General features: G+C 48.4%; 19 protein-coding genes. 11 read left to right on the top strand and 8 right to left on the bottom strand.

From position 1 onward, the window contains the following. Positions 1–145: 145 nt before the first annotated feature. The 8 genes from CIK89_RS02000 (at position 146) to CIK89_RS01965 (ending at position 9,107) form a co-directional block, all read left to right on the top strand. On the top strand, positions 146–982 hold the full coding sequence (locus tag CIK89_RS02000; protein WP_094389765.1) for a hypothetical protein: 837 nt from the start codon (positions 146–148) through the stop codon (positions 980–982). Beyond that, positions 979–1,695 carry an HAD family hydrolase gene (locus tag CIK89_RS01995; protein ID WP_254046277.1) on the top strand — a complete coding sequence of 239 codons (717 nt, stop codon included), beginning with the start codon at positions 979–981 and terminating at the stop codon, positions 1,693–1,695. The genes CIK89_RS02000 and CIK89_RS01995 overlap by 4 nt, the downstream gene beginning before the upstream one ends. A gap of 12 nt (positions 1,696–1,707) precedes the next feature. Further along, positions 1,708–3,036: an inositol-3-phosphate synthase gene (locus CIK89_RS01990; protein ID WP_094389764.1), complete on the top strand. Its 1,329-nt coding sequence runs from the start codon at positions 1,708–1,710 to the stop codon at positions 3,034–3,036. Further along, positions 3,020–5,629 (top strand): DUF5686 family protein, encoded by a 2,610-nt coding sequence (locus CIK89_RS01985; protein ID WP_094389763.1) that lies wholly within the window; start codon positions 3,020–3,022, stop codon positions 5,627–5,629. The genes CIK89_RS01990 and CIK89_RS01985 overlap by 17 nt, the downstream gene beginning before the upstream one ends. Before the next feature lie 276 nt (positions 5,630–5,905). Continuing rightward, positions 5,906–6,661, top strand: a complete 756-nt coding sequence (locus CIK89_RS01980) for a head GIN domain-containing protein (protein ID WP_094389762.1) — start codon at positions 5,906–5,908, stop codon at positions 6,659–6,661. A gap of 80 nt (positions 6,662–6,741) precedes the next feature. Continuing rightward, positions 6,742–7,467: a sugar phosphate nucleotidyltransferase gene (locus CIK89_RS01975; RefSeq protein ID WP_094389761.1), complete on the top strand. Its 726-nt coding sequence runs from the start codon at positions 6,742–6,744 to the stop codon at positions 7,465–7,467. Between the two features lie 27 nt (positions 7,468–7,494). Continuing rightward, positions 7,495–8,448: a CDP-alcohol phosphatidyltransferase family protein gene (locus CIK89_RS01970; protein WP_094389760.1), complete on the top strand. Its 954-nt coding sequence runs from the start codon at positions 7,495–7,497 to the stop codon at positions 8,446–8,448. Between the two features lie 11 nt (positions 8,449–8,459). Beyond that, positions 8,460–9,107: a response regulator transcription factor gene (locus CIK89_RS01965; RefSeq protein WP_094389759.1), complete on the top strand. Its 648-nt coding sequence runs from the start codon at positions 8,460–8,462 to the stop codon at positions 9,105–9,107. Here CIK89_RS01965 and CIK89_RS13415 read toward each other — a convergent pair. The 5 genes from CIK89_RS13415 to CIK89_RS01945 form a co-directional block, all read right to left on the bottom strand. Next, positions 9,066–9,215, bottom strand: coding sequence for a hypothetical protein (locus CIK89_RS13415; RefSeq protein WP_158214683.1), 150 nt, complete (start codon positions 9,213–9,215; stop codon positions 9,066–9,068). The genes CIK89_RS01965 and CIK89_RS13415 overlap by 42 nt on opposite strands. A 429-nt stretch (positions 9,216–9,644) precedes the next feature. Next, on the bottom strand, positions 9,645–10,748 hold the full coding sequence (locus CIK89_RS01960) for a cytochrome d ubiquinol oxidase subunit II (protein ID WP_094389758.1): 1,104 nt from the start codon (positions 10,746–10,748) through the stop codon (positions 9,645–9,647). A 47-nt stretch (positions 10,749–10,795) separates the two neighbouring features. After that, complete coding sequence (locus tag CIK89_RS01955; RefSeq protein ID WP_094389757.1) at positions 10,796–12,358, bottom strand: cytochrome ubiquinol oxidase subunit I; 1,563 nt, start codon at positions 12,356–12,358, stop codon at positions 10,796–10,798. Between the two features lie 77 nt (positions 12,359–12,435). Next, positions 12,436–12,651: a DUF4492 domain-containing protein gene (locus tag CIK89_RS01950; RefSeq protein WP_094389756.1), complete on the bottom strand. Its 216-nt coding sequence runs from the start codon at positions 12,649–12,651 to the stop codon at positions 12,436–12,438. 266 nt (positions 12,652–12,917) lie between these two features. Then, entirely contained in the window at positions 12,918–14,204 is a 1,287-nt protein-coding gene (locus CIK89_RS01945) for a GTP-binding protein (RefSeq protein ID WP_094389755.1), read from the bottom strand. A gap of 130 nt (positions 14,205–14,334) precedes the next feature. Here CIK89_RS01945 and rhaD point away from each other — a divergent pair, with 130 nt between their 5' ends. Then, a complete protein-coding gene (gene rhaD, locus CIK89_RS01940) occupies positions 14,335–15,144 on the top strand; it encodes a rhamnulose-1-phosphate aldolase (protein ID WP_094389754.1) in 810 nt (269 codons plus the stop codon). A gap of 461 nt (positions 15,145–15,605) precedes the next feature. On the opposite strand, the gene CIK89_RS01935 is transcribed toward rhaD, so the two are convergent. The 3 genes from CIK89_RS01935 to CIK89_RS01925 all read right to left on the bottom strand — a co-directional run bounded on the left by CIK89_RS01935 (position 15,606) and on the right by CIK89_RS01925 (position 18,580). Next, positions 15,606–16,061: a transposase gene (locus CIK89_RS01935; RefSeq protein ID WP_094389753.1), complete on the bottom strand. Its 456-nt coding sequence runs from the start codon at positions 16,059–16,061 to the stop codon at positions 15,606–15,608. Positions 16,062–16,532: 471 nt separating this feature from the next. Further along, positions 16,533–17,234 carry a peptidylprolyl isomerase gene (locus CIK89_RS01930; protein WP_254046594.1) on the bottom strand — a complete coding sequence of 234 codons (702 nt, stop codon included), beginning with the start codon at positions 17,232–17,234 and terminating at the stop codon, positions 16,533–16,535. A 101-nt stretch (positions 17,235–17,335) separates the two neighbouring features. After that, positions 17,336–18,580, bottom strand: a complete 1,245-nt coding sequence (locus tag CIK89_RS01925; protein WP_094389751.1) for an aminoacetone oxidase family FAD-binding enzyme — start codon at positions 18,578–18,580, stop codon at positions 17,336–17,338. 163 nt (positions 18,581–18,743) lie between these two features. Here CIK89_RS01925 and rbr point away from each other — a divergent pair, with 163 nt between their 5' ends. Both rbr and CIK89_RS01910 read left to right on the top strand, forming a co-directional pair. Continuing rightward, complete coding sequence (rbr, locus tag CIK89_RS01920; protein ID WP_094389750.1) at positions 18,744–19,283, top strand: rubrerythrin; 540 nt, start codon at positions 18,744–18,746, stop codon at positions 19,281–19,283. Between the two features lie 859 nt (positions 19,284–20,142). Continuing rightward, complete coding sequence (locus tag CIK89_RS01910; protein WP_254046593.1) at positions 20,143–22,371, top strand: exo-alpha-sialidase; 2,229 nt, start codon at positions 20,143–20,145, stop codon at positions 22,369–22,371. The last annotated feature ends 449 nt before the right edge of the window (positions 22,372–22,820 follow it).

The following is a 22,820-nucleotide window of genomic DNA, read 5'->3' as shown; positions in this document are numbered from 1 at the left end:
CAAACGGCAATAATCGCCATTATTTTGTAAGAAAATAAATAAAAAAGGCAAAACTTTACGTAGAAAACAAAAAAATGTTCAAAAGTTTTCTATATTTGAATAATAAGGAGTATCTTTGTATGCTTTTTAATGCGTAATATAAAATATGTACGACAGTCAAATAGTCATGATAAGCCGGGCCCATCGGTATTCGCCCAACAGCGTAGAGAAGGACACGGCCATATTACATGAAGTCGGTTGCAGATTGCTCGACAAAGGGCTTCGTATAGCAACATATTCGGAAGACGAGAAAGAAAAACCGCTTCCTCAAGCAGAGGTGTATGTGACCATGGGACGCGACGAAACGGTGCTGCAAGAGCTTAAAAGAAAGCAACAGCAAGGCGCCATCGTCATCAACAGTCCGGAAGGCATTATCACCTGCTGTCAGCGCTACCAACAAATGAAGATGCTGGAAAGCGCCGGAATAAATGTTGCACCGCATAAAGGCAACAACGGTTATTGGGTCAAACGAGGCGATGCTTCGGCGCAGACATCAGCGGATGTACTGTTCCGCCCAGACTACGAAAGCGCCATGACCACGGCAAATGAGATGAAAGCCAAGGGGATAACGGAAATTGACATACGGGCACACATCACCGGAGACCTTGTGAAGTTTTACGGTGTCACCGATACAGACTTTTTCTGCTACTACTATCCAGGCGATGATGGGCAAAGCAAATTCGGCGACGAACAGCGCAACGGCAAGCCCGCCCACTATCCGTTTGACAAAAAACAATTGCAGCAGATGGCCAACCAAGCCGCAACACTACTGCAGACAGGCATCTACGGAGGTGACTGCATCATACAGCCAGACGGAACCCCCGTATTGATAGACTTCAACGACTGGCCCAGTTTCTCAAGATGCCGGACCGAAGCAGCCCAAGCCATTGTAGAACACATCGTTCAGAAGGCAGGACTGCAAACAATAAAAAAAAGGAAATGACAGAACTGACAAACATGCTTAAGACGAAAGGCTATATTTTCGACTATGGCGGAACACTCGACACCGGAGGCTGCCATTGGGGAAAAGTACTGTGGCACACCTACCAACAGGCAGGCGTACCCGTGACCGAAGCCCGCTTTCGCGATGCATACGTGCACGGCGAGCGGACATTGGCCAAGAATCCTATCATACAGCCAGACTACACATTCCGTCAAACCCTCGACTCTAAGCTGCACATCGAGATGGAATATCTCGACTGTCTGAACTACCACGACCAAGTACTCGACCTGCTTTATACCGAGGTGTGCAGACACACCGCAGAAAGTCGTGCAGTACTCCTGCAACTCAAAGAGCGAGTGCCCATGGTACTGGTGAGCAACTTCTACGGCAACATCTCAACCGTACTCCGCGAATTCGGATTCGATGGCATCTTCGACCATATCATAGAGTCGGCGGTGGTCGGCGTACGCAAACCGGACCCACGCATCTTCCAACTCGGAGTAGAAGCCCTCGGCATGAAAGCCGACGAAGTAACCGTAGTAGGCGACAGCATCGACAAAGACATCATCCCCGCCCATCGGGCAGGATGCAATACCGTATGGATACGAGGCGAACAATGGACTGATGACCCAGTAGATGAATCACAGGCCAATCTCGCTATCGACAACCTCACAGAACTGTTAGACAACAATAATATAAAATACATATATTAAAAACTAAGTGTAATGAAACAAACTAATGTTAAGCCTGCTGAAGGCAAATTGGGAATTATGGTAGTTGGCTGCGGCGCCGTTGCCACTACATTCATGACTGGTGTACTCATGACTCGCAAGGGACTGACCAAACCTGTCGGCTCCATGACGCAGTATGACAAAATTCGTATCGGCCGTGGCACAGACAAGAAGTATCTCCACTACAAGGATATCGTTCCCCTCGCCGATCTGAACGACATCGTGTTCGGCACATGGGATGTTTACCCCCAGAATGCCTATCAGGCTGCCATGTACGCTGAAGTTCTGAAAGAGAAAGATATCGAGCCCGTACGCGACGAACTGGAAAAGATCGTTCCTATGAAGGCCGCTTTCGACAAAAACTACGCTAAGCGTCTGGATGGCGACAACGTGAAAGACTGCAAAACACGTTGGGAAATGGTTGAAGCCCTGCGGCAGGACATCCGCGACTTCAAAGCAAAGAACGGCTGCGCACGCATCGTTGTTATCTGGGCTGCCTCTACCGAAATCTACGTACCCGTTGACGAGAAAATCCACGGCACACTCGCAGCACTCGAAGAAGCTATGAAGGCCGACGACCGCGAGCACATCGCACCATCTATGTGCTATGCTTACGCAGCCCTCACCGAAGGTGCACCCTTCATCATGGGCGCTCCAAACACCACCGTAGATATTCCCGCCATGTGGGAACTCGCCGAAAAGACCAAGATGCCTATCGCAGGTAAAGACTTCAAAACAGGTCAGACACTTGTTAAGTCAGGCTTCGCTCCTATCATCGGCACACGTTGCCTCGGTCTGAACGGATGGTTCTCTACCAACATCCTCGGCAACCGCGACGGTCTCGTGCTCGACGAACCCGCAAACTTCCACACCAAGGAAGTCAGCAAGCTCTCTACTCTTGAGACCATTCTGAAGCCAGACGTACAGCCCGACCTCTACGGCCACGGCAACGATGAGGATACTCAATACTACCACAAAGTACGTATCAACTACTATCCTCCCCGCAACGACAACAAGGAAGGATGGGACAACATCGACATCTTTGGATGGATGGGATACCCCATGCAGATCAAGATCAACTTCCTCTGCCGCGACTCTATCCTCGCCGCTCCGCTGTTGCTCGACCTCACTCTGTTGAGTGACCTGGCTGCACGTGCAGGACGCTTCGGCATCCAACGCTTCCTGAGTTTCTTCCTCAAAGCACCTATGCACGACTACACTCAGGGCGAAGAGGCTGTCAACAACCTCTACCAGCAATACACCATGTTGAAGAATGCTATCCGCGAAATGGGTGGTTATGAAGCCGATGAAGAAATCGATTAAACTCTATTTTATAATATTAGTAATGTCCTTGTGCCTGCCCACGCAGGCACAAGGATTGCTTTCAGGATACGTCATCGACGCTCAGACCAAAGACAGCATACCCATGGCGAGCGTCGTTTATAAAACCCATAAAGAAGCTGTTGTATCAAGCATCGAGGGCCGCTACACCATTCAGAAGAGGGTTGGCTGGGCCTTGACCTTTAGTGCCGTAGGCTATATTTCACAGACGATTCAGATTACTGACCGCACCCCCATGCGGCTCGACATCCGTCTGAAGCCCGATACAAAGATGCTAAAGGGAGTCACCGTCCGTGCCAAGCGCCAACGCTACAGCCGCAAAAACAATCCGGCAGTAGAACTGATGCGCAAGGTCATCGAACACAAGAAGATGACCGACCTCGCCAACAACGACTTCTACCAATACAATAAGTATCAGAAGCTCACCATGGCGGCCAACGAAATAACGCCGGAAATGCTCCAGAACCCTAAGTTCAAGAACAAGAAATGGCTGACCGACCAGGTTGAGAACTGCCCCTATAACAACAAGTTGATATTGCCCCTATCGGTAGATGAGACCGTCACCAAACGACTTTATCGCCGCAGGCCACACGATGAAAAGAACATCATCATCGGACAGAGTTCTACAGGAATAGGCGATCTTTTCCAAACTGGCGATATCATCACGACGATGCTGAAAGATGTGTTCACCGATGTAAATATCTACGACGACCAGATCCGACTGTTGCAATATCCCTTCACCTCACCTATTGGCAAAGGAGCCATCGGCTTCTACCGATTTTATATAGAGGACACCGTCAAGGTAGATCGCGACAGTTGCATCCATCTGCAGTTTCTTCCCAACAACCAGCAGGACTTCGGATTCCGTGGCGACATCTACATTTTGAAGGACTCGTCCTATCAGGTGAAACGTTGCCAACTGACCATTCCGCGGCGCAGCGACGTCAATTTCGTAGAAAACCTTCGTGTCGATCAGGAATTTACCCAGTTGCCCAATGGCGAATGGGTACTCTCTGTTGATGACATGATTGTGGAGATGAAGATTGCAAGTTTCCTCCATAAAATCATTGTCATACGTAACACACGCCTCACAGACTATGCTTTCGATGAGTTGCCCAAACAGCTCTTCAAAGGCAAAAAGAAAGATGTGCGCGAGGCCGATGCCATGATGCGTGGCGATGCTTTCTGGGCTCAATACCGTCAGGTGGAACTAACCAAAGGCGAGAATTCCATGGATGCCTTCATCAAAGGACTGCAGAACATCAAGGGCTTCAAGTATATCATCTTCGGTGCAAAGGCACTCATCGAAAACTTTGTAGAGACCGGCAATCCGTCGAAAGTTGATATCGGACCTATCAACACCATGATATCCAACAACTTTGTTGACGGTATGCGACTGCGTGCTTCTGCCCAGACCACAGCCAATCTCAACAAGCATTGGTTCTTCTCCGGCTACTATGCCCACGGCATGAAGTCACACAAGAACTACTATAAAGGCGAAGTGACTTACTCGTTCAACAAGAAGGAGTATCTCCCACGTGAGTTCCCTAAACGCACGCTGAGTTTCACCTCTACCTACGATGTGATGTCGCCCTCAGACAAGTTCATGCATACCGACAAGGACAACGTGTTTACTGCATTCAAGTGGAGCAAAGTAGATGCTATGATGTTCTACAACCGACAGCAGATCACCTTCGAACGTGAGGAAGACTTCGGTTTCAAGACTACTTTCAGCATCAAGACCGAAGACAACGAAGCCTGCGGTAATCTGCGTTTCACTCCTATGAACGAATACACGGCATGGAAAAATATTGCTGGCAACGGTGAAGATAACATCATTTCACCCTATCCGACAACAGCAGTTCAGCCATCTCACCATATTCGCACAACAGAAATACGTGCCGCTCTGGAGTATTGTCCCGGTGCCACCTATATCAATACCAAACAGCGCCGTTTGAAGATCAATCTTGATGCACCGGTGTTCTCTGTCAGCCACACCCTGGGTCTGAAGAATGTATTGGGCGGTGACTACAGCTACAACTATACCGAAGCAGGCATTTACAAACGCTTCTGGATGAACAGCTGGGGAAAGATTGACTGCTATCTCAAGGGTGGAATACAATGGGAGAAAGTGCCGTTCCTGCTGCTCTGCATGCCTGAGACCAACCTCTCATACATCATTCAGGACAACACGTTCAACCTGATCAACAACATGGAGTTTCTCAACGACCGCTATGTTTCTGCCGATATCAGTTGGGACCTCAACGGTAAAATCTTCAACCGCATCCCATTGCTCAAAAAGTTGAAATGGCGTGAATATATCGGCGTGAAGATGCTGTGGGGCGAACTCTCCGACAAGAACAACCCCAACATGCAGACCGACAGTCCTATCGTGATGGCATTCCCCACAGGTTCGCATATCATGGATCCCCATCGTCCCTACTGGGAATTGGCATTGGGTATTCACAATATCTTCAAGATCATGCATGTGGAATATGTGCGCCGCCTCAACTACAACGACCTGCCGAGTGCCCACAAGCACGGCATCCGTTTCATGGTGCGCATGACTTTCTAACCGCTATCGACAGTACATTTTCTGCATACACCACCTATCAGGGCTGGATTCCTACAATTGGAAATCCAGCCCTGATTGTCATTCTGCACCTATTCCTTTGATGGAAAATCCATTTCTATTTATCATTTCCACCCTATATGATTATCATACCCTTGCTGTCTGACCCATTCCATAAAATCACATTACTTGCGGAAAAAAAATCGGTTGCCTGCAACTTTTCCACACTATGTATCGTCAAAAGGTCAGAAACATCACAAAAACAAAAAATATTAGACTATGAAAAAAATCATGTTTTTAATGCTGACTGCCATCGTCACCATGACATCATGCAAGGAAATGAAGATTACCGCCGACTCGCAATCGCCACAGGTTACCACCATTCGCAACGAAGTGAAAGACTTTGAAGCCATTGAGATTTACGGTTCGGTCAATGTTGTTTATCAACAAGCCAATACGTATCATGTATCAGTAAAAGCCCCGCAGTCGCTTCTTAAGAATGTAGAGACCTCCGTTTCTGACAAGCGGTTGAAGATTATGATCAAGACCCCCGACACCTTTTTCAACGTCGGCAATAGCGACGATGTAACCGTTACCGTCAGCTCTCCCGACCTTGTCGGCATCTTCTTGAAAGGTTCTGGCGATTTCAAATGCAACGGTCATATCGATACCGACAATATGATGATTGATCTGCGTGGTAGCGGCGATATCGACCTTCAGAGCCTCATCTGCGACAATCTGAAAGTGGTTCTTTCCGGAAGTGGCGACATCGATCTCCCCAATGTTACGGCACGCAACACCAATCTTTCCCTCATCGGTTCGGGTGACATCGACATCACGCAGCACCAAGTCATCGCCACACGGATGGATTTGAAAGGTTCGGGCGATATCGAGTTGAAAGCCGTTGACTGCGGAACCATCGAGAGTCAGGTCATCGGTTCGGGCAATATCAACATTGAAGGAACAGCCCAAAGGGAGCGCCACGACGTCAAAGGTTCAGGCGATGTATATACCAACAAACTGGTATTAAGATAAAAAACGACAGTATCTTGCTCGTTTTTCACGAATAATGTGTAATTTTGCGCTTGCAAAGTTACACATTATTTATATATAAGATGAAATATGCAATAATTGCGGCCGGCGAAGGCAGCCGATTGGCAGCCGAGGGAATTGACTCTCCCAAACCGTTGGTCAAGGTAGGCGGCGAGTATCTGATAGACCGTCTGATACGTGTTTTCATGGATAATGATGCAGAAGAAATAGTTGTCATCTGCAACGATCTCACCACTTTGGTAGCTCAACACTTGGTAGAACTGCAGCGCGACGGACTGAAAGGACGCCCCATTCCTCTGCGCTTCTGCGTTCAGAGCACTCCCAGTTCGATGCACAGTTTCCATGTCATCAGCCCCTATCTCTCCGACAGTCCTTTTGTATTGACCACCGTCGATACCATTTTCCGCGAAGAAGAATTTAGCAACTACGTGAAAGCCTTCCGTCAACAGATTGCCGACGGACATACCGATGGCGTGATGGGCGTCACCGACTACATCGATGACGAAAAGCCACTCTATGTCGAAACCGACGATACGCTCCGTATTCTCAATTTTCTCGACCATCAAGAGCATCCCCGTTACATCTCCGGCGGCATATACGGTCTCACCTCGTCAGCCATCGAAACACTTAATGGCTGCATGGAACGTGGCGAAAGCCGCATGCGCAATTTCCAGCGTGCCCTGCTGACCGACGGTCGTCAGCTGACGGCTTGGGCATTCTCCAAAGTACTCGACATCGACCATGCCGATGATATCAAGAAGGCAGAAGCCTTCCTCGCCGGTCAATAACAGATATTTCTCATTCACAATACGATTATGACAAACGAACATAAAACCTTCCGCGAACTGCTTCGTGCATCCTTCAAGTCAGACGATACCGAAGAGTGGCTTGATGTGCATTTCACACGTCCTATCGGTTTGGCGTTTGCGCTTTTCTGGAACCGTTTCGGTGTGCATCCCAACGTCATCACCATCATTTCCTTCTTCCTTGGCGCTGCTGCCGGAGTGATGTTCTATTTCCCCGACCTCTATCACAACATTGCAGGAGTCATTCTCCTGATGTTTGCTAACTTCTGCGACTCTACCGACGGACAGATGGCGCGCCTTACTGGCAAGAAAACCCTTGTAGGCCGTGTGCTCGATGGACTATCCGGCGATGTATGGTTTCTCTTCATCTACGTAGCCATCTTCCTTCGCACAGGTAATATGTTTTATGACGAAATAGGCTATTCTGCCTACTTCATAGCCTTTGCCATTGCCGCTTGGGCAGGTTTCGGCTGCCACTCCCGTCAGAGTTCCTTAGCCGATTACTATCGTCAGATTCATCTTTTCTTCCTGTTAGGCAAGGAAGGCAGCGAGCTCGACAACTCTGCCGAACAGCGTAAGATAGCCGATTCGATGCCCAAAGAGCGTTGGTTTGCCCGCCTATTCTATTCCAACTATGCCGGCTACTGCAAATCACAAGAAGACCGCACTCCTAAGTTTCAGGCATTCTATGAGCAGTTGCGCCAGCGTTATTCCAATCCTGCCACTATTCCGCAATCGTTGCGCGACGAGTTCCGCCGAGGTTCTCTTCCGCTGATGAAATACACCAATCTGCTGACTTTCAACAGCCGTGCCATCATTGTCTATCTGTCGTGTCTGCTGGGTGTGCCCTACGTTTATCCTATTTTGGAGATTACGGCCTATGCCGTGATGTATGCACACATGCGCCGCAGCCATGAGCGCCTGTCCGAACAGATGACCAAGCGACTTGCTTCCTTCCAATAGTTTCTTGCCCCATGAACTGTCACATCATCCTTGCCGACAATCAAGACATCACCCGTGCGGGCATTCTGTATGTTTGCAGTCAGGCCGACCAGTGGTCAACGGATAGTGCTGAAGACAAATGCGGACTTATTGAATTATTGAAAAACGATAGTGAAGCGGTGGTTGTGATGGACTATACGCTGTTTGACGTCAATGATGTTGACGAGCTCGACATTCTGCATCTTCGTTTTCCCGATGTGCAATGGGTGATGTTCAGCACCGACCTTTCCGGCGATTTTGTACGCCGTTTGCTGGCGCTGAGTCCCCGTTTCAGCATTTTGCTCAAGGAATCTCCCTTGCAAGAAGTGCGCGAATGTCTGTCTGCCGCCTGTCGCCATCAGCGCTACATCTGCCAGCGCATGGCAGAAATGCTATTGGCGCCAAGTCAGGAGAAGCAAGAGGAAGACATTCGCCTGACGCCCACAGAGACCGAGATCCTCAAGGATATTGCGCTCGGTCTTACCACGAAAGAGATTGCCGAGCGCCGTTTCTCCAGTTTCCATACCGTCAACACCCATCGCAAAAACATCTTCCGCAAGTTGGGTGTCAACAATGCACACGAGGCTACCAAGTATGCGCTACGTGCCGGCCTCGTCGATTCTGCCGAGTATTACATCTGAGTATTCGCCGCATATCTCATCCGCCCTTGAGCTACATGCATCTGACTGTTGGTCTGTCACCAGCTGACTTAACTCTTGCAGTCCATCGGCAGCAATAGTCTGTGGCATGCGCTTTTGCCGTATAGGGTTTCGACCGATGTTGAAAGTGGTGCTGCCACAGGTCGTGCAAGCGTCGCTTAACAACCTAACAAGCAACACCTTACATTCCTATAGCGCATGCTTCTAAAGGCAAATCAATTTGTTTTGCTCAGCAATTCAATTTGTTTTGCTCAGCAATTCAATTTGTTTTGCTCAGCAAATCAATTTGTTTTGCTCAGCAATTTAATTTGTTTTACTCAGCAAATTCATTGAAATTACTCAGCAAATTCATTGAAATTACTCAGCAAATTCATTGAAATTGCCGAGCAAGGGAATATCTGAACCACATCAACAGACCATTGCCGAGTGAGCCAAGCAATAGGCAAACACCTAAAAAAATATATCCGCAGCAAAGCCACGGATATATTAGCATGTTTGCAAAGCCTATCGGCAACGTCGCTATTTTCTGTCCATCACGCGCCAAACGTAGGCTATATAGCCGAAAACAAAAGGCACGAGGAGCGAAACATAAAACATGGTGCGAAGCGTAAACTCGCTGCTGCAACTGTTGGCAATGGTCAGTGAGCACTGCAAATCGGCATTCGACGGATAGTAGGCTGTATTGCCCCACCCTGCCACCAACAGCAGCGACAACACCACAAGCACCACGCCAATACCGGCAGGCCATATTCCTTTGACATAGGTGGCACTGAAAATGGTGCGCGCCACGCCGTAGAGCAACAGCACAACACCAATCACCGTGAGCACTGCGAGCGGCCACAACTGGAGATAGTTGTGCAGATATTTCATCGGTTCCATAAACACAGCACCCGTGGCAGGGTCAACGGCAAAGCCATCCTTCAGTAGCGTGCGCACAAAGAAAGCAAGGAAAAACACCAGGAATGGTATCGTACATCCCACCAGTCTTACTGAACCGCGCGAACGGATATCCTCGTCATCAACATTGTTCATAATATACAGGATGCCCAAGATACGCGCCAAGAACATCACGGCAAAGCCCAATGCAAGGTTCCAAGGGTCGAGCAGTGCGTCAAGACCTGCCGAAGCGTTGGCCCACCGACTGATGACCGGTGCGCCAAGATCGGTGAGCGATGCTTTCTCGACAATGAAGTTTGACCCATTGAAGAAGGTGGCAACAGCCCCACCCAACAGCAACGGACCCACTATGCCGTTGATCACAAGAAACCACTGATAGGTGCGCTTGCCGAGCAGATTGCCTTTGCAGTGCTGAAACTCATAGCTCACAGCCTGCAACACAAACGAGAAGAGAATAATCATCCACAGCCAGTAAGCTCCGCCGAAACTTGTACTGTAGAATAATGGGAAGGAGGCGAAGAATGCACCACCGAAGGTTACGAGTGTGGTAAACGTGATTTCCCACTTCCGGCCAGTGGACTCCATCACTTTGCGCTGTCCCTCTTCGGTACGTCCCAGACTATAGACCAGCGAATTGGCACCCTGCACAAAGAGCAGAAATACGAGCAATGCGCCAAGCAGCGACACCACAAACCACCAGTATTGTTGAAGAAATGTATAAGTCATAACAGTGTTCTTTTTTAGTGTTGGAAATTGAATATTGGATGTAATCTCTATTCTTGTGCCGACTTATAGTTCTTGATGACACGACACATGATGCTGACTTCTGCTATCAGCAGAACGGTAAACAGCACGAGGAAGATGAAGAAGGTCAGCGAAACGCTACCTGCCTTCAGGTCGGAAACTGCGGCTACCGTGGGCAACATATCCTGTATAGCCCATGGCTGACGACCCAGTTCTGCCACTATCCAACCTGCTTCGCTGGCAATATAAACCAGTGGTAGCATCGCAACAGCCGTTATCCAGAGCCATCTGCCACTCCTGGTGATGTCTTTTCGCCATGCCACAAAACCTATAACGATGAAGAACAGCAACAGCAGACTGCCCACTCCTACCATGACGCGGAAGGCGTAGAAGTTGATGGGGATATAGGGCACGAGTTCTGCACGGTCTTTGATGTAACCATAACCAAAGTATGGCATGTCGGCCTTCAACTGTTCTGCGAGTTGTGGCAAACGGCTGTCGTTGGCATTGGCAGCTTTCACTTTGCGGTATTCGGCAAGCGTGGCAATGGCATTGCGACCACGCTCCATCTTCTCCTCAGCCGACAGTTCGCGCGTACCGTCCTTGCGCGTATAGCCGTTGAGCAGATCGTTCACTCCAGGCACATATCCGTCGGTGGAATGAGTGGCAAGGATAGAGAGTCCGTAAGGCACAGTTATGCGCAAAGGCATCTCGCCTCCCTGGGCATAATCGGGTTGAGCAAAGGGATTGAGCGCACCGACCACGGTCAGTCCGACACCCTCACCACCATCGTAGAGTGCCTCCATAGCAGCAAGTTTCATGGGTTGTTTCTCTGCCACCATTACCGCAGAACCATCGCCTGTATGTATGGCAGCCAGCGAAGCCACCAGTCCCACGATGCTTGCAACCTTGATGCTTTGACGTGCAAGTTCCTTCTCTCTGCCACGCAACAGATACCAGCAACTCACGGCACAAACAAACACAGCACCCACAATCCATGTGGAAGTGACGGTGTGGAAGAATTTATCAACAGCCATCGGCGACAGTGCCACCTCCATAAAACTCGTCATCTCGTTGCGCACAGTATCGGGATTGAACTCGCAACCCACAGGATACTGCATCCATGAGTTTGCCACAAGTATCCACCATGCAGATATCGTAGCACCGATACCGGTAAGCCATGTGGATGCAAGATGGAATCCGCGCGACACTTTGTCCCATCCGAAGAACATCACTGCCACAAACGTACTCTCCATGAAGAAGGCTACAATACCCTCTATGGCAAGTGGAGCGCCGAATATGTCGCCTACAAACCAGGAATAATTGCTCCAGTTGGTGCCAAACTCAAACTCAAGTATGATGCCTGTGGCTACGCCCATGGCAAAATTGACACCAAACAAACGCTGCCAAAACTGCGACAGTTGGCGCCAAAATGGTTTTCCCGTACGGTAATAGATGGTTTCCATAATGCCCATCACTACAGCCAAGCCCAATGTTAGCGGCACAAACAACCAGTGGTAAATGGCTGTCAGAGCAAACTGGGCACGCGACCAATCAATGAGTGCGGGGTCGATTGTCAGAAGATGATTCATAAGCTTTATTTTTTTTATTATTGATTATTTTTCTATTTGCTTGCTTCACTGTCAGGCTGTATTGTCAGCACAGATACCTACCGGCGCGTCAGTTCGCCTGCCACAAATGTGGCGCGGTCGCCGTTTTTGGCTTGTCTGCCCACCACATCGGGGAAGAAAAACAACTTCAACACGGCGAATATCACAATGAGTTTGATGATGATAACGGTCCACAGCGTGCGACCTATGGTCATGCTGCGAAATCCATCTCGATAGAATCGATACACCTTATATATAATATTCTTGTCTGACATGCAGGATAGTAGTATTTTTAATTGCCAATGACTCTGTTGGAGCAATTATTTTGCAAATATATGAAATAATCTGGGAAATCTACAAAAACTGGGCTGTTTTTTTTATTCATAAGCTATTTGATTGACGTCCACCGACACGCTGTAGGATATTGCCACGACTACATGCAACAGGTATTTTGCGACCTATATGAAAAGAGGGTAAACAAAAAAAAATCGGAGAGCGGCACACTAACCGATCTCCGACTTGTAAGTCTTATCACGTGCGATTACCACGTCACCTTGTCGCTCAGGCAGAAATCGAGCGCATCGGTAATGGCTTTGCGATCCATGTGCTGACCGATAAACACCAGTTTCTGCATGCGGTCGCCATACATCGGATTCCAGTCGCGACGCAAGTCTTCGTTCATCGCCATCATGTCGCGCAACTCGTCTTCGGGCATGGTAGCATACCATTGACCGGCTCCCTGAAGTCCCATCTGGCGGCCTGCCTGCTCAAACACATAACAGCGGTCGGGCTCATCGACAAACCAGCAGATGCCTTTGCAGCGGATAACGCCCTTGGGCCACTGCCGCGCAACAAAATTATCGAAGTAGTTGATGTCGAAAGGTTTGCGGGCATAATACACAAAACTGCCAATGCCATACTCTTCCACTTCGCCGCCTTTATGGTCGTGGTGGTGGTGATGATGGTGGTGGTGATGTTCTTCTTCGTCGTCGTCATCATCGTCATGATGGTGGTGGTGATGTTCTTCCTCGTTGTCATCATCGTCGTCATGATGGTGGTGGTGATGTTCTTCTTCTTCGTCGTCATCATCTTCATGGTGATGTTCTATCTCGTCAATCCACGCAGCCGACGTGGCTACGGCATCAAAGTCAAAACCGTGGGTGTTCACCAGTTTATCCAAATCCACGTCACCATAGTCGCATGTGATAATCTCTGCCTTGGGTTGCAGTGCATGGATGATTTGCTTGATCTTCTCCAACTCCTCTGCCGACACCTCAGAAGCCTTGTTGAGCAGGATGGTGTTGCAGAATTCTATCTGCTGGATAACCAGGTTTTCAATGTCTTCCTCACCAATATTCTGGCTGGTCAGCGCCTCACCGCTGCCAAACTCATCGCGCATACGCAATGCATCGACCACGGTAACAATGCTGTCAAGGCGCAGTATCGCGTCTTTCGTATATTCCGGACCCAAGGTGGGGATGGAGCAGATGGTCTGTGCGATAGGTGCAGGTTCGCAAATACCACTCGCCTCTATCACGATATAGTCGAAGCGCTGCATGGCAGCAATGTCTTTCAACTGTTCCACGAGATCCATCTTGAGCGTACAACAGATGCAGCCATTCTGCAAAGCCACAAGGCTGTCGTCCTTCTGATTGACCACACCGCCCTGCTGAATGAGGTTGGCGTCGATGTTCACCTCACCAATATCGTTGACCACAACAGCAAACTTGATGCCTTTCTTATTGGTCAAGATGCGGTTCAACAAGGTGGTTTTTCCGCTGCCCAGATAACCCGTGAGCAGCAATACAGGTAATTCCTTCTTATTCATCGTCGTTTTGTATTTGGTTTCTTCGAGACGCAAAATTACTGAAAATATATGAAATATCATGAACAAATAGCGTTAAATATCAGAAAAATGACTACCTTTGCACCATTCAAACTACAAATCTACAAACAAAATGAAAAGTATATTGGAACAACGTCCTGCACTGACACAGGAAATTGAGAAGATTGCAGAAGTGGCAGGATACCTCTGGCAAAACGGATGGGCAGAGCGCAACGGTGGAAACATCACCGTCAATGTCACCGAACTCGTTGATGACGAAATCAGGCAGATGCCTCCCATCAGCGATGCAATACCCATTGGGGTGACTCTCCCTGAACTTAAAAATACCTATTTCTATTGTAAAGGTACGGGTAAGCGCATGCGCGATTTAGCAAGAAAGCCCATGGCAAACGGTAGCATCATACGCATTCTCGACGACTGCGCATCGTATGTAATCATTGCCGACGAGCCCGTCATGCCTACCAGCGAACTGCCAAGCCACCTCACCGTACATGCACAGCTCATTGCCACAGGCAGCAACTACCGTGCTACGGTACACACCCACCCCATCGAACTGGTAGCAATGAGCCACAACCGCGAGATGCTGGGCAAGGATGTGCTCACCAATCTGCTCTGGTCGATGATACCGGAAACCAAGGCTTTCTGTCCGCTCGGACTGGGCATTGTGCCTTACGAACTGCCGGGATCTAATACGCTCGCTCAGGCCACACTCCATCAGTTGGAAGACTATGATGTGGTGCTTTGGGAGAAACATGGTGTCTTTGCCAAAGGTATCGATGTGATGGATGCCTTCGACCAGATTGACGTTCTCTCCAAGAGTGCTAAGATTTATGTCAACGCAAGAGCCATGGGTTTCATGCCCGAAGGTATGAGTCAGGAGCAAATGCAGGAGATGAGTCGCGCATTCAATCTGCCGAAATAACAATAAATAAAAACACAAGTCCACCCCCGTTCCATCAGAAAGAGGGCGGATTTGTGTTATATACTCATTGAAAAGGTCTTCTAACATTTTACTTTTGTCCTTTCAGGACGTTCGGTAAAATAACCCCACACACCCACAGGGTGTTACCCTGGGCTAAGGAAACCATTGGGCCTTCAGCCCGTTGTGGTTGTGTGATTATTACCCACGACACGTTTTGCAACGTCGGATTGTTGCAGATGAAAAACATCACGAATGGTTGTGTGATTATTACCCACGACACGTTTTGCAACGCCGGATTGTTGCAGATGAAAAACATCACGAATGGTGTGTGATTATTACCCATGTACACGTTCTGCAACCAACGCCCCGAACGGGGCAATATTTCCATAGCCCAGGGTAACACCCTGGGTTTTTATGCCTCTTTTACCTATACGCCCTGTAAGGGCAACAGTAAAATCAAGCTAGTCAGAGAACACATACTTCTCATCATATTCTATGTTATATAGCTTCAAGAATTGCTTGTATTCCTCTTGGAATGTTGTCTTCTTATGATGCGCTTTCTGGTTTTTGATGTATGCTAACGTTTTATCGACTACAGATTGACTGACCGATAATGCTGCATATCCCCCCTGCCACGCAAACATTGAATAATGTGGTGATAATGATTTAATCCATCTGCTACTATTGCGCTTCAATGTTTCCAAGAGATTTGCAATAGAAATCTCACGCCCTAACAGACACAATACATGCACATGGTCACCTGTGCCATCAACCCAAATATTTAGACAATTTGCATCGTTGACGAGGTGCCCTATATACGCATGCACCCGATCGAGATCATCATCAAGAATACATGGGCTAGATGTCTTGATGTGGAAGATAATATGCAAATAGATTTTGCAAAGTGATTGTGACATATGATTTTTACTTTTGTCCTTACAGGACGTTTATTAATTTGTTAACATTCACATCCGCAGGGCGTTGCCCTGGGCTAAGGAAACCATTGGGCTTTCAGCCCGTTGTCCTTTGTTTATGCGGTCATTATATTTCCATCCGCAGGGCGGTGTTCTAACTAAGGAAACCATTGGGCTTTCAGCCCGTTGTCCTTTGTTTATGCGGTCATTATATTCTCACCAGCAGGGCGATGTCCTAACTAAGAAAACCATTGGGCTTTCGGCCTGTTGTGGTTGTGTGATTATACCACATGCACACGTTCTGCAACCAACGCCCCGAACGGGGCAATATCTTCATAGCCCAGGGTAACACCCTGGGGTTCTATGCCTATTTTTACCTATACGCCCTGTAAGGGCAACAGTAACGTCAGCAGGGCTAAGAAAACCCATTGGGCTCTATGTTGCGCCGGATTGCAGATTCACAACCGTAGCATATCACTTGCGAATAGTAGCCCGGAGAATAACCACATCCTCCAACGGACGGTCACCATGGTCGTGATCCACAGGAGTCTGTTGGATGCGATCAACCACATCCAGTCCTTCGATGACCTCGCCAAACACAGTATAACCGCCATCCAGATGGGGCACACCACCATATTTTATATAGTTCTGTTGCATCACTGAATCGGGAATGACATAAGCTCTGCCCTCACGGCGAAGTTGGTCGGCATAGTATTCCATCTGCCGAGGCGAGAAATTGCGACCCCACGTGATGTAGAAATCATGCGACGAGGAGGCAAACTCAGGATTGGTATCATCTCCCTCGCGCGCGGCACAGAGTTGTCCGCGACGATGATAATGCGCCGGATAACGGATTTCTGCAGGCACACGGCGCTCCACATCATACTGCACTGTATCGCCGGCAGACACTTGACGGGCTTGCGGATTGCCGGCTTGAATCATGAAATTACGAATGACACGCTGAAACGTGCAGCCATTATAATAGCCCGTTCGCACCCGATCCAAGAAATTGTCGCGGTGTAAGGGGGTGTCGTTGTAAAGCCGCAGAACAATGGTACCCATGGTGGTTTCCATCACCACCTCGTGTTGCGTAGTGTCGGCAGCGGTCTGTGCCGATAGCGTGGCGGTGCCGGTCAGCATCAGCATCATCCACATCAGTGTTTTCTTCATATTCATCTTCATATTTGTTTTAGACCGCCCCACTGCCCCATGACCAAGGGAAGGAACGGCCGGTTGTTTCTATTCTTACATCTCGTTTGCCTCCGACAGACTGTCGGTCAATGGCACTTCTTGTTGATGGCAACGGCAACGGTATGCCCCATGGTCCAAGCTGCCTGCAGGTTGAAACCGCCTGTGACGGCATCTACATCGAGCACCTCACCTGCAAAATAAAGACCTTCATGCTGCTTACATTCTAAGGTAGAGAGGTTGACATTGGAAAGGGCCACACCTCCACAGGTCACAAACTCTTCCTTAAACCTACACTTACCTGTCATCCGATAGACATCGGCAGTCAGCGTATTCACCAATCGATTGATCTGTTTCTTCTGAAGTTCTGCCCAACGCTGTCCGCCACGTATCTGCGATCGGTCAACCAACAGTTGCCAAAGTCGGCTGTTCAAATGGGGCGGATACACAGTAGATACCTGTTTGCGACCATGTGCCACACTCATCTCCCCTATCATGGCCTCCACTTCAGGGAGCGTCATCGCTCCACACCAGTTGATGCAAAGGTCGTGCTGATAACCACAGCCGTGCAAATGGCGTGCTGCACGACTCGACAGTTTCAGTACGGCAGGGCCGCTCATGCCCCAATGGGTGATGAGCAACGGACCTTCGCCTCGGAATTTAGTACCGGGAAGGGCGGCGGTCGCATGTTCTACCACGGTTCCCGTCAACTGGGTCAGAGCGCGGTCGGCAACACATACGCTGAAGAGCGATGGCACTGGCGACACCATTTCTAAATCCAAACCGGCAAGCATCTGCAGACCCTGCATCGTCGGACTGCCTCCTGTCGTCACTACCGCCATGTCGGCAGTAACGGTTGGTTGCGGAACGTTATCGGCCGGTGAGAAAGTCAACCGATAGCACTCATCCTCATGGGCAATAGCGCTGACACGATGACCTAACTTCAGCGTCACGCCCAACTGACGCATCAGCGACAACAGCGTATCTACTATTTCCATCGCATACTGCGATTTGGGAAACACACACTCATCGGTTTGCGTCACTAAGCGCACCCCTTCGCGCTCAAACCATCGGCAGACATCGGCAGCAGAAAAGCCTTTCAGCAGTCGCTTCATCAGTTTTTCACCACGCGGATATACTGCGGCAAGGTGTTCCACTTGCCGGAACGAGTTGGTCAGATTACACCGTCCACCTCCTGTCACTGCCACTTTGGCCAACGCCTTACGACCGCCTTCATAGACCGTGACATCTGCGTGAGGCAACAGGCGCTTGACCGCTATGGCACAAAAGCAGCCCGCGGCACCGCCTCCTATGATTGCTATCGTTTGTTTCATTATGCGAAGATACTAAAAAAATGGCAAAACATGTGTTTTTTCATGTTTTTTCCATTATTTACCATTCGATTTCTTTTATTTTCAAACAACCTATTGGAATAATCCGTAACTTTGCATCGTGAACAATAAACATCAATGATATAAACTAAACACAATAAAGACTATGACAACAAAGTATTCTGGAACACAGACTGAGAAGAATCTCGAGGCCGCATTCGCTGGCGAGTCGCAAGCACGTAACAAATATACCTATTTCGCATCAAAAGCAAAAAAGGAAGGTTTCGAACAAATTGCTGAACTCTTTCAAAAAACTGCCGACAACGAGAAAGAGCATGCTAAAATGTGGTTCAAAGAACTCAACGGCATTGGAGACACCGCTCAAAACCTGGCTGCTGCTGCAGAAGGGGAAAACTACGAGTGGACTGATATGTATGAGGGATTTGCTAAAACCGCAGAAGAGGAAGGCTTCGCTGACTTGGCAATAAAATTCCGCCTGGTGGCTGCTATCGAGAAACGCCACGAAGAGCGTTATCGCGCACTGCTTCACAACGTAGAAATGAAGGAGGTATTTGCTAAGAGTGAAGTGAAAGTATGGGAATGTCGCAACTGCGGACACATCGTAGTTGGTGAGAAAGCACCAGAGGTTTGCCCTGTATGCGCTCATCCTCAAGCCTACTTCGAAATCCACAAAGACAACTTCTAAGCGTTGACAACCTATCATCTATATTCCATCCGGCAGATATTCCTTTTCTGCCGGATGGTTTTTGATTGATTGGGTGTTTGATTGAAATACAATACCCGAAAACTGATTTCCCCCCAAAACATCTTGCGAAGCAACCCCAAAAAATCCACGGAACACACGAAGAACACGGATTTTTTTTAATGTCACACGGAAATCACAGAAATCACGGAAAAGATTCTAGTTAAAAATTTTTATTCGAGATTCTAGTTAAGATTTCGAGCATCTCCGATGCGATCCATATTAAATCGCTCCCAAAAGCAACGTACTGTTGCGCATTTTCAGTTAGGATTTTCGTTAAAGATTTTGTTTCCAGCCTACCAGGTAATTACTTTTGTCCTTACAGGACGTTGGCTAAATAATACAAAGCCCCCCAGGGTGTTACCCTGGGCTAAGGAAACCATTGGGCTTTCAGCCCGCCATAATTCCGTATATCCGTAATATCCGTATAAATTCCGATGATCCGATGATTGATTTCTGGCCAAAGGCCATATAAAAAAAAGATTTCCTCCAAAGATTTCTTGCCGTAGGCAACCCCCAAAAAAATCCGTCTAAGTTCCGTTTAAATTCCAATGATCCGATGATTGATTTCTGGCCAAAGGCCATATTTAAAAAAAGATTTCCTCCAAAGATTTCTTGCCGTAGGCACCCCCCCAAAAAATCCGTTTAAATTCCGATCATACGATCATACGATGATAAAAAAGCGAAGCAACATCCCATCAAAAGCTTTTTTGCATTTTTCACACAAAGTTTTGTGGTTTTCTTCAGAATAATGACTACCTTTACAGCCCAATACTAATAACCCAACATGATATTCAGGAATATGAAGAAACACTTTCTGTTAACCATCGCTTGCCTGTTGACAGGCATGACTGCTTCAGCACAACAATACCAATGGAAGAATGTACCTATCGTCGGCGGAGGATTCGTAGATGGGTTTATTCTTCATCCGACTAACCCTGACGTACGCTTCTGCAGAACAGATATGGGAGGCGCATACCGATGGGATGCGGTCAACAAAGAGTGGATACAGATGCTCGACTGGGTGTCGCTCGACAATCAAAATCTGCAAGGGGTGGAGAGCGTGGCTATCGACCCCAACAATGACCAAAAGGTGTATCTGGCCTGTGGCACTTATACAATTAAGACGGGAAGTATTCTGAAATCAAACGACGGAGGCAGATCATTCATCGAGGTGAAAGTGCCCATTGCCATGGGAGGCAACGAGAACGGACGTGGCAACGGCGAACGAATGATGGTTGATCCGCTCAATTCACGCAATATCTACTTCGGAACACGGCTCAACGGACTCTGGAGGTCGGTTGACGAAGGAATGACATGGAAGCGCGTGGACACTTTTCCTGATGTCACAGAACAGACGGACTTCTCCAATCCCCAAAACCGCATGAACAGAGGCAGCGGCATCATTGCCGTTGTATTCGACAAAAAAGAGAAGAAAGGCAACGATGCAAAGAATATCTTTGTGGCTGTTTCGCTCAAAGACCGACAGAGCATTTTTGTCAGCCGCGATGCCGGAAAGAGTTGGAAAGCCGTTGACAATCAACCCGTCGGACTGCGCCCCACCCACATGGTCATGGCTGCCGACAGAAAACTGTATATCAGTTATGCCGATTCGCCAGGACCGTCACCCATGACCGATGGCGCACTGTGGGCTTACGATATCAAGAAGAACACATGGACGGACATCTCTCCTTTGAAATTCGACAAGGGCAAGAAATCGGGATTCGGATATGCTGCAGTTGCTGTCGATGCACACCATCCGCAACATATCATTGTAAGCACACACGGACTAGGGAAGAAATACGGCTACGGTGACGAGGAAATGTTTCGCAGTACCGATGGCGGTAAACAATGGATACCACTCTTCAAACATGGTTACAGATACGACCATAGCAAAGCTCCTTATACGAAGATGGCACCGCTCCACTGGATGTTCGACATAGAGATCGACCCCTGCAATGCCGATCATGCCTATTTCACTACTGGTTTCGGAGGTTGGGAAACGTTCAATCTCTCTGCTGGCGAACGACAGGGCGACACCATCGTGTGGAGCATTGCCACTAAGGGAGTTGAGGAAACTGTACCCCTCGAACTCTATGCTCCTCCAACGGGAGCAAGCATAGTAAGCGGTGTGGGAGACTACGGCGGATATACGCATTTCGACATCACCAAACCAGTACCGGAGGGCATGCACTACGCTCCATATTTCGGCAATACCGACGGAGTAACTGGCGCATGGAACAAACCTGACGTCATGGTGCGCGTGGGTGTCATCTTCAACCATCTATTCGACATTCCACCTATCTCGTATTCTGAAGATGGCGGACGCACATGGAAGCCATGCGCAAATGCTCCTGTAGAAAAAGCGGAGAGCGGACACATCGCTGTCAATGCCGATGCCTCGGTATGGATATGGACGCCGCGCGGTGCCCTACCCTCATTCACTACCGACAAAGGGGAATCGTGGAACACATGTCAAGGTCTCCCCAAAAACATCAAAGTCATCGCCGACAAAGTAAATCCACAACGCTTCTATGCTGTCGATGTGATCAACAAAACACTCTATACCAGTATAGATGCGGGTAGAACCTTCACTTCAAAACCGCTCAACATCACATTGCGAACCACCGAAAAGAAAAAACGGGGCGACAATCGGGGCGGTCAAGATCGCATATACGCCATGCCCGACCGCGAAGGCGACCTATGGCTTGCCGCCTACGACGGACTGTATCATCTCAACGCTGACTTACAGGCCGTGGGTGCCATGCCTCATGTCAGCACCCTCTATGCTTTCGGTTTTGGCAAGTCACGCATAGAAGATGGCTATCCCGCCCTATATATAATAGGTGTAGTAGATGGCGTCTATGGTTTCTTCCGTTCTGACGACTCTGGCAACAACTGGGTGCGCATCAACGATGACAACCACCAGTATGGTCTTGTCCTCCACATTTGCGGAGACATGCAAGAATACGGCCGCGTTTATGTGGGTACACACGGAAGAGGACTCGTATGCGGTTCTCTCCGCCAATAGCACACGGAAAATGTCACACGGACGACACGGCGTAGGCAACTAAAAAAAATCCACGGAGCACACGGAGTACACGGAGAAAGATTTCAGTTAAAGATTATTCTAAAGATTTTCGTTAAGATTTCGAGCATCTCTGATGCGATCCATAATAAAGTCCTTCCCAGAAGCGAGGAACTCGAGCGCATTTTAAGTTGAGATTTTTGTTAAGGATTCGTTTACTGCCTCCTTGAATTACAGATTATTTCTTGCGAAGCAACATCTTAAAAAAGATTTCCTCCAAAGATTTACCTATGGTTTGTTTTGTCGTGACTCAGCATAGTGAAAGCGAACGTTTTCGTTAAGCCAGATGAGCAGAATAAAGCTCGCTTTAATTCTGCCATGGCGAGAAAAGGTGCCATGAAATGGAACTCTCACTCTGTCTTCGCTACTCCAAAACATCTAGCCTTCAGGCT

This window comes from Prevotella sp. P4-119 (genome assembly GCF_002251345.1).
Lineage (GTDB): Bacteria > Bacteroidota > Bacteroidia > Bacteroidales > Bacteroidaceae > Prevotella.
This window is presented reverse-complemented; position numbering and strand designations above follow the sequence as displayed.

Coding starts and splice junctions, on each gene's coding strand:
- CIK89_RS01960 (WP_094389758.1), bottom strand. CDS start 10,748: ATGACTTATACATTTCTTCAACAATACTGGTGGTTTGTGGTGTCGCTG.
- CIK89_RS13415 (WP_158214683.1), bottom strand. CDS start 9,215: ATGCCACAGACTATTGCTGCCGATGGACTGCAAGAGTTAAGTCAGCTG.
- CIK89_RS01930 (WP_254046594.1), bottom strand. CDS start 17,234: ATGAATATGAAGAAAACACTGATGTGGATGATGCTGATGCTGACCGGC.
- CIK89_RS01980 (WP_094389762.1), top strand. CDS start 5,906: ATGAAAAAAATCATGTTTTTAATGCTGACTGCCATCGTCACCATGACA.
- CIK89_RS01985 (WP_094389763.1), top strand. CDS start 3,020: ATGAAGAAATCGATTAAACTCTATTTTATAATATTAGTAATGTCCTTG.
- CIK89_RS01970 (WP_094389760.1), top strand. CDS start 7,495: ATGACAAACGAACATAAAACCTTCCGCGAACTGCTTCGTGCATCCTTC.
- rhaD (WP_094389754.1), top strand. CDS start 14,335: ATGAAAAGTATATTGGAACAACGTCCTGCACTGACACAGGAAATTGAG.
- CIK89_RS01925 (WP_094389751.1), bottom strand. CDS start 18,580: ATGAAACAAACGATAGCAATCATAGGAGGCGGTGCCGCGGGCTGCTTT.
- CIK89_RS01990 (WP_094389764.1), top strand. CDS start 1,708: ATGAAACAAACTAATGTTAAGCCTGCTGAAGGCAAATTGGGAATTATG.
- CIK89_RS01995 (WP_254046277.1), top strand. CDS start 979: ATGACAGAACTGACAAACATGCTTAAGACGAAAGGCTATATTTTCGAC.
- CIK89_RS01945 (WP_094389755.1), bottom strand. CDS start 14,204: ATGAATAAGAAGGAATTACCTGTATTGCTGCTCACGGGTTATCTGGGC.
- CIK89_RS02000 (WP_094389765.1), top strand. CDS start 146: ATGTACGACAGTCAAATAGTCATGATAAGCCGGGCCCATCGGTATTCG.
- rbr (WP_094389750.1), top strand. CDS start 18,744: ATGACAACAAAGTATTCTGGAACACAGACTGAGAAGAATCTCGAGGCC.
- CIK89_RS01935 (WP_094389753.1), bottom strand. CDS start 16,061: ATGTCACAATCACTTTGCAAAATCTATTTGCATATTATCTTCCACATC.
- CIK89_RS01965 (WP_094389759.1), top strand. CDS start 8,460: ATGAACTGTCACATCATCCTTGCCGACAATCAAGACATCACCCGTGCG.
- CIK89_RS01955 (WP_094389757.1), bottom strand. CDS start 12,358: ATGAATCATCTTCTGACAATCGACCCCGCACTCATTGATTGGTCGCGT.
- CIK89_RS01975 (WP_094389761.1), top strand. CDS start 6,742: ATGAAATATGCAATAATTGCGGCCGGCGAAGGCAGCCGATTGGCAGCC.
- CIK89_RS01950 (WP_094389756.1), bottom strand. CDS start 12,651: ATGTCAGACAAGAATATTATATATAAGGTGTATCGATTCTATCGAGAT.
- CIK89_RS01910 (WP_254046593.1), top strand. CDS start 20,143: ATGAAGAAACACTTTCTGTTAACCATCGCTTGCCTGTTGACAGGCATG.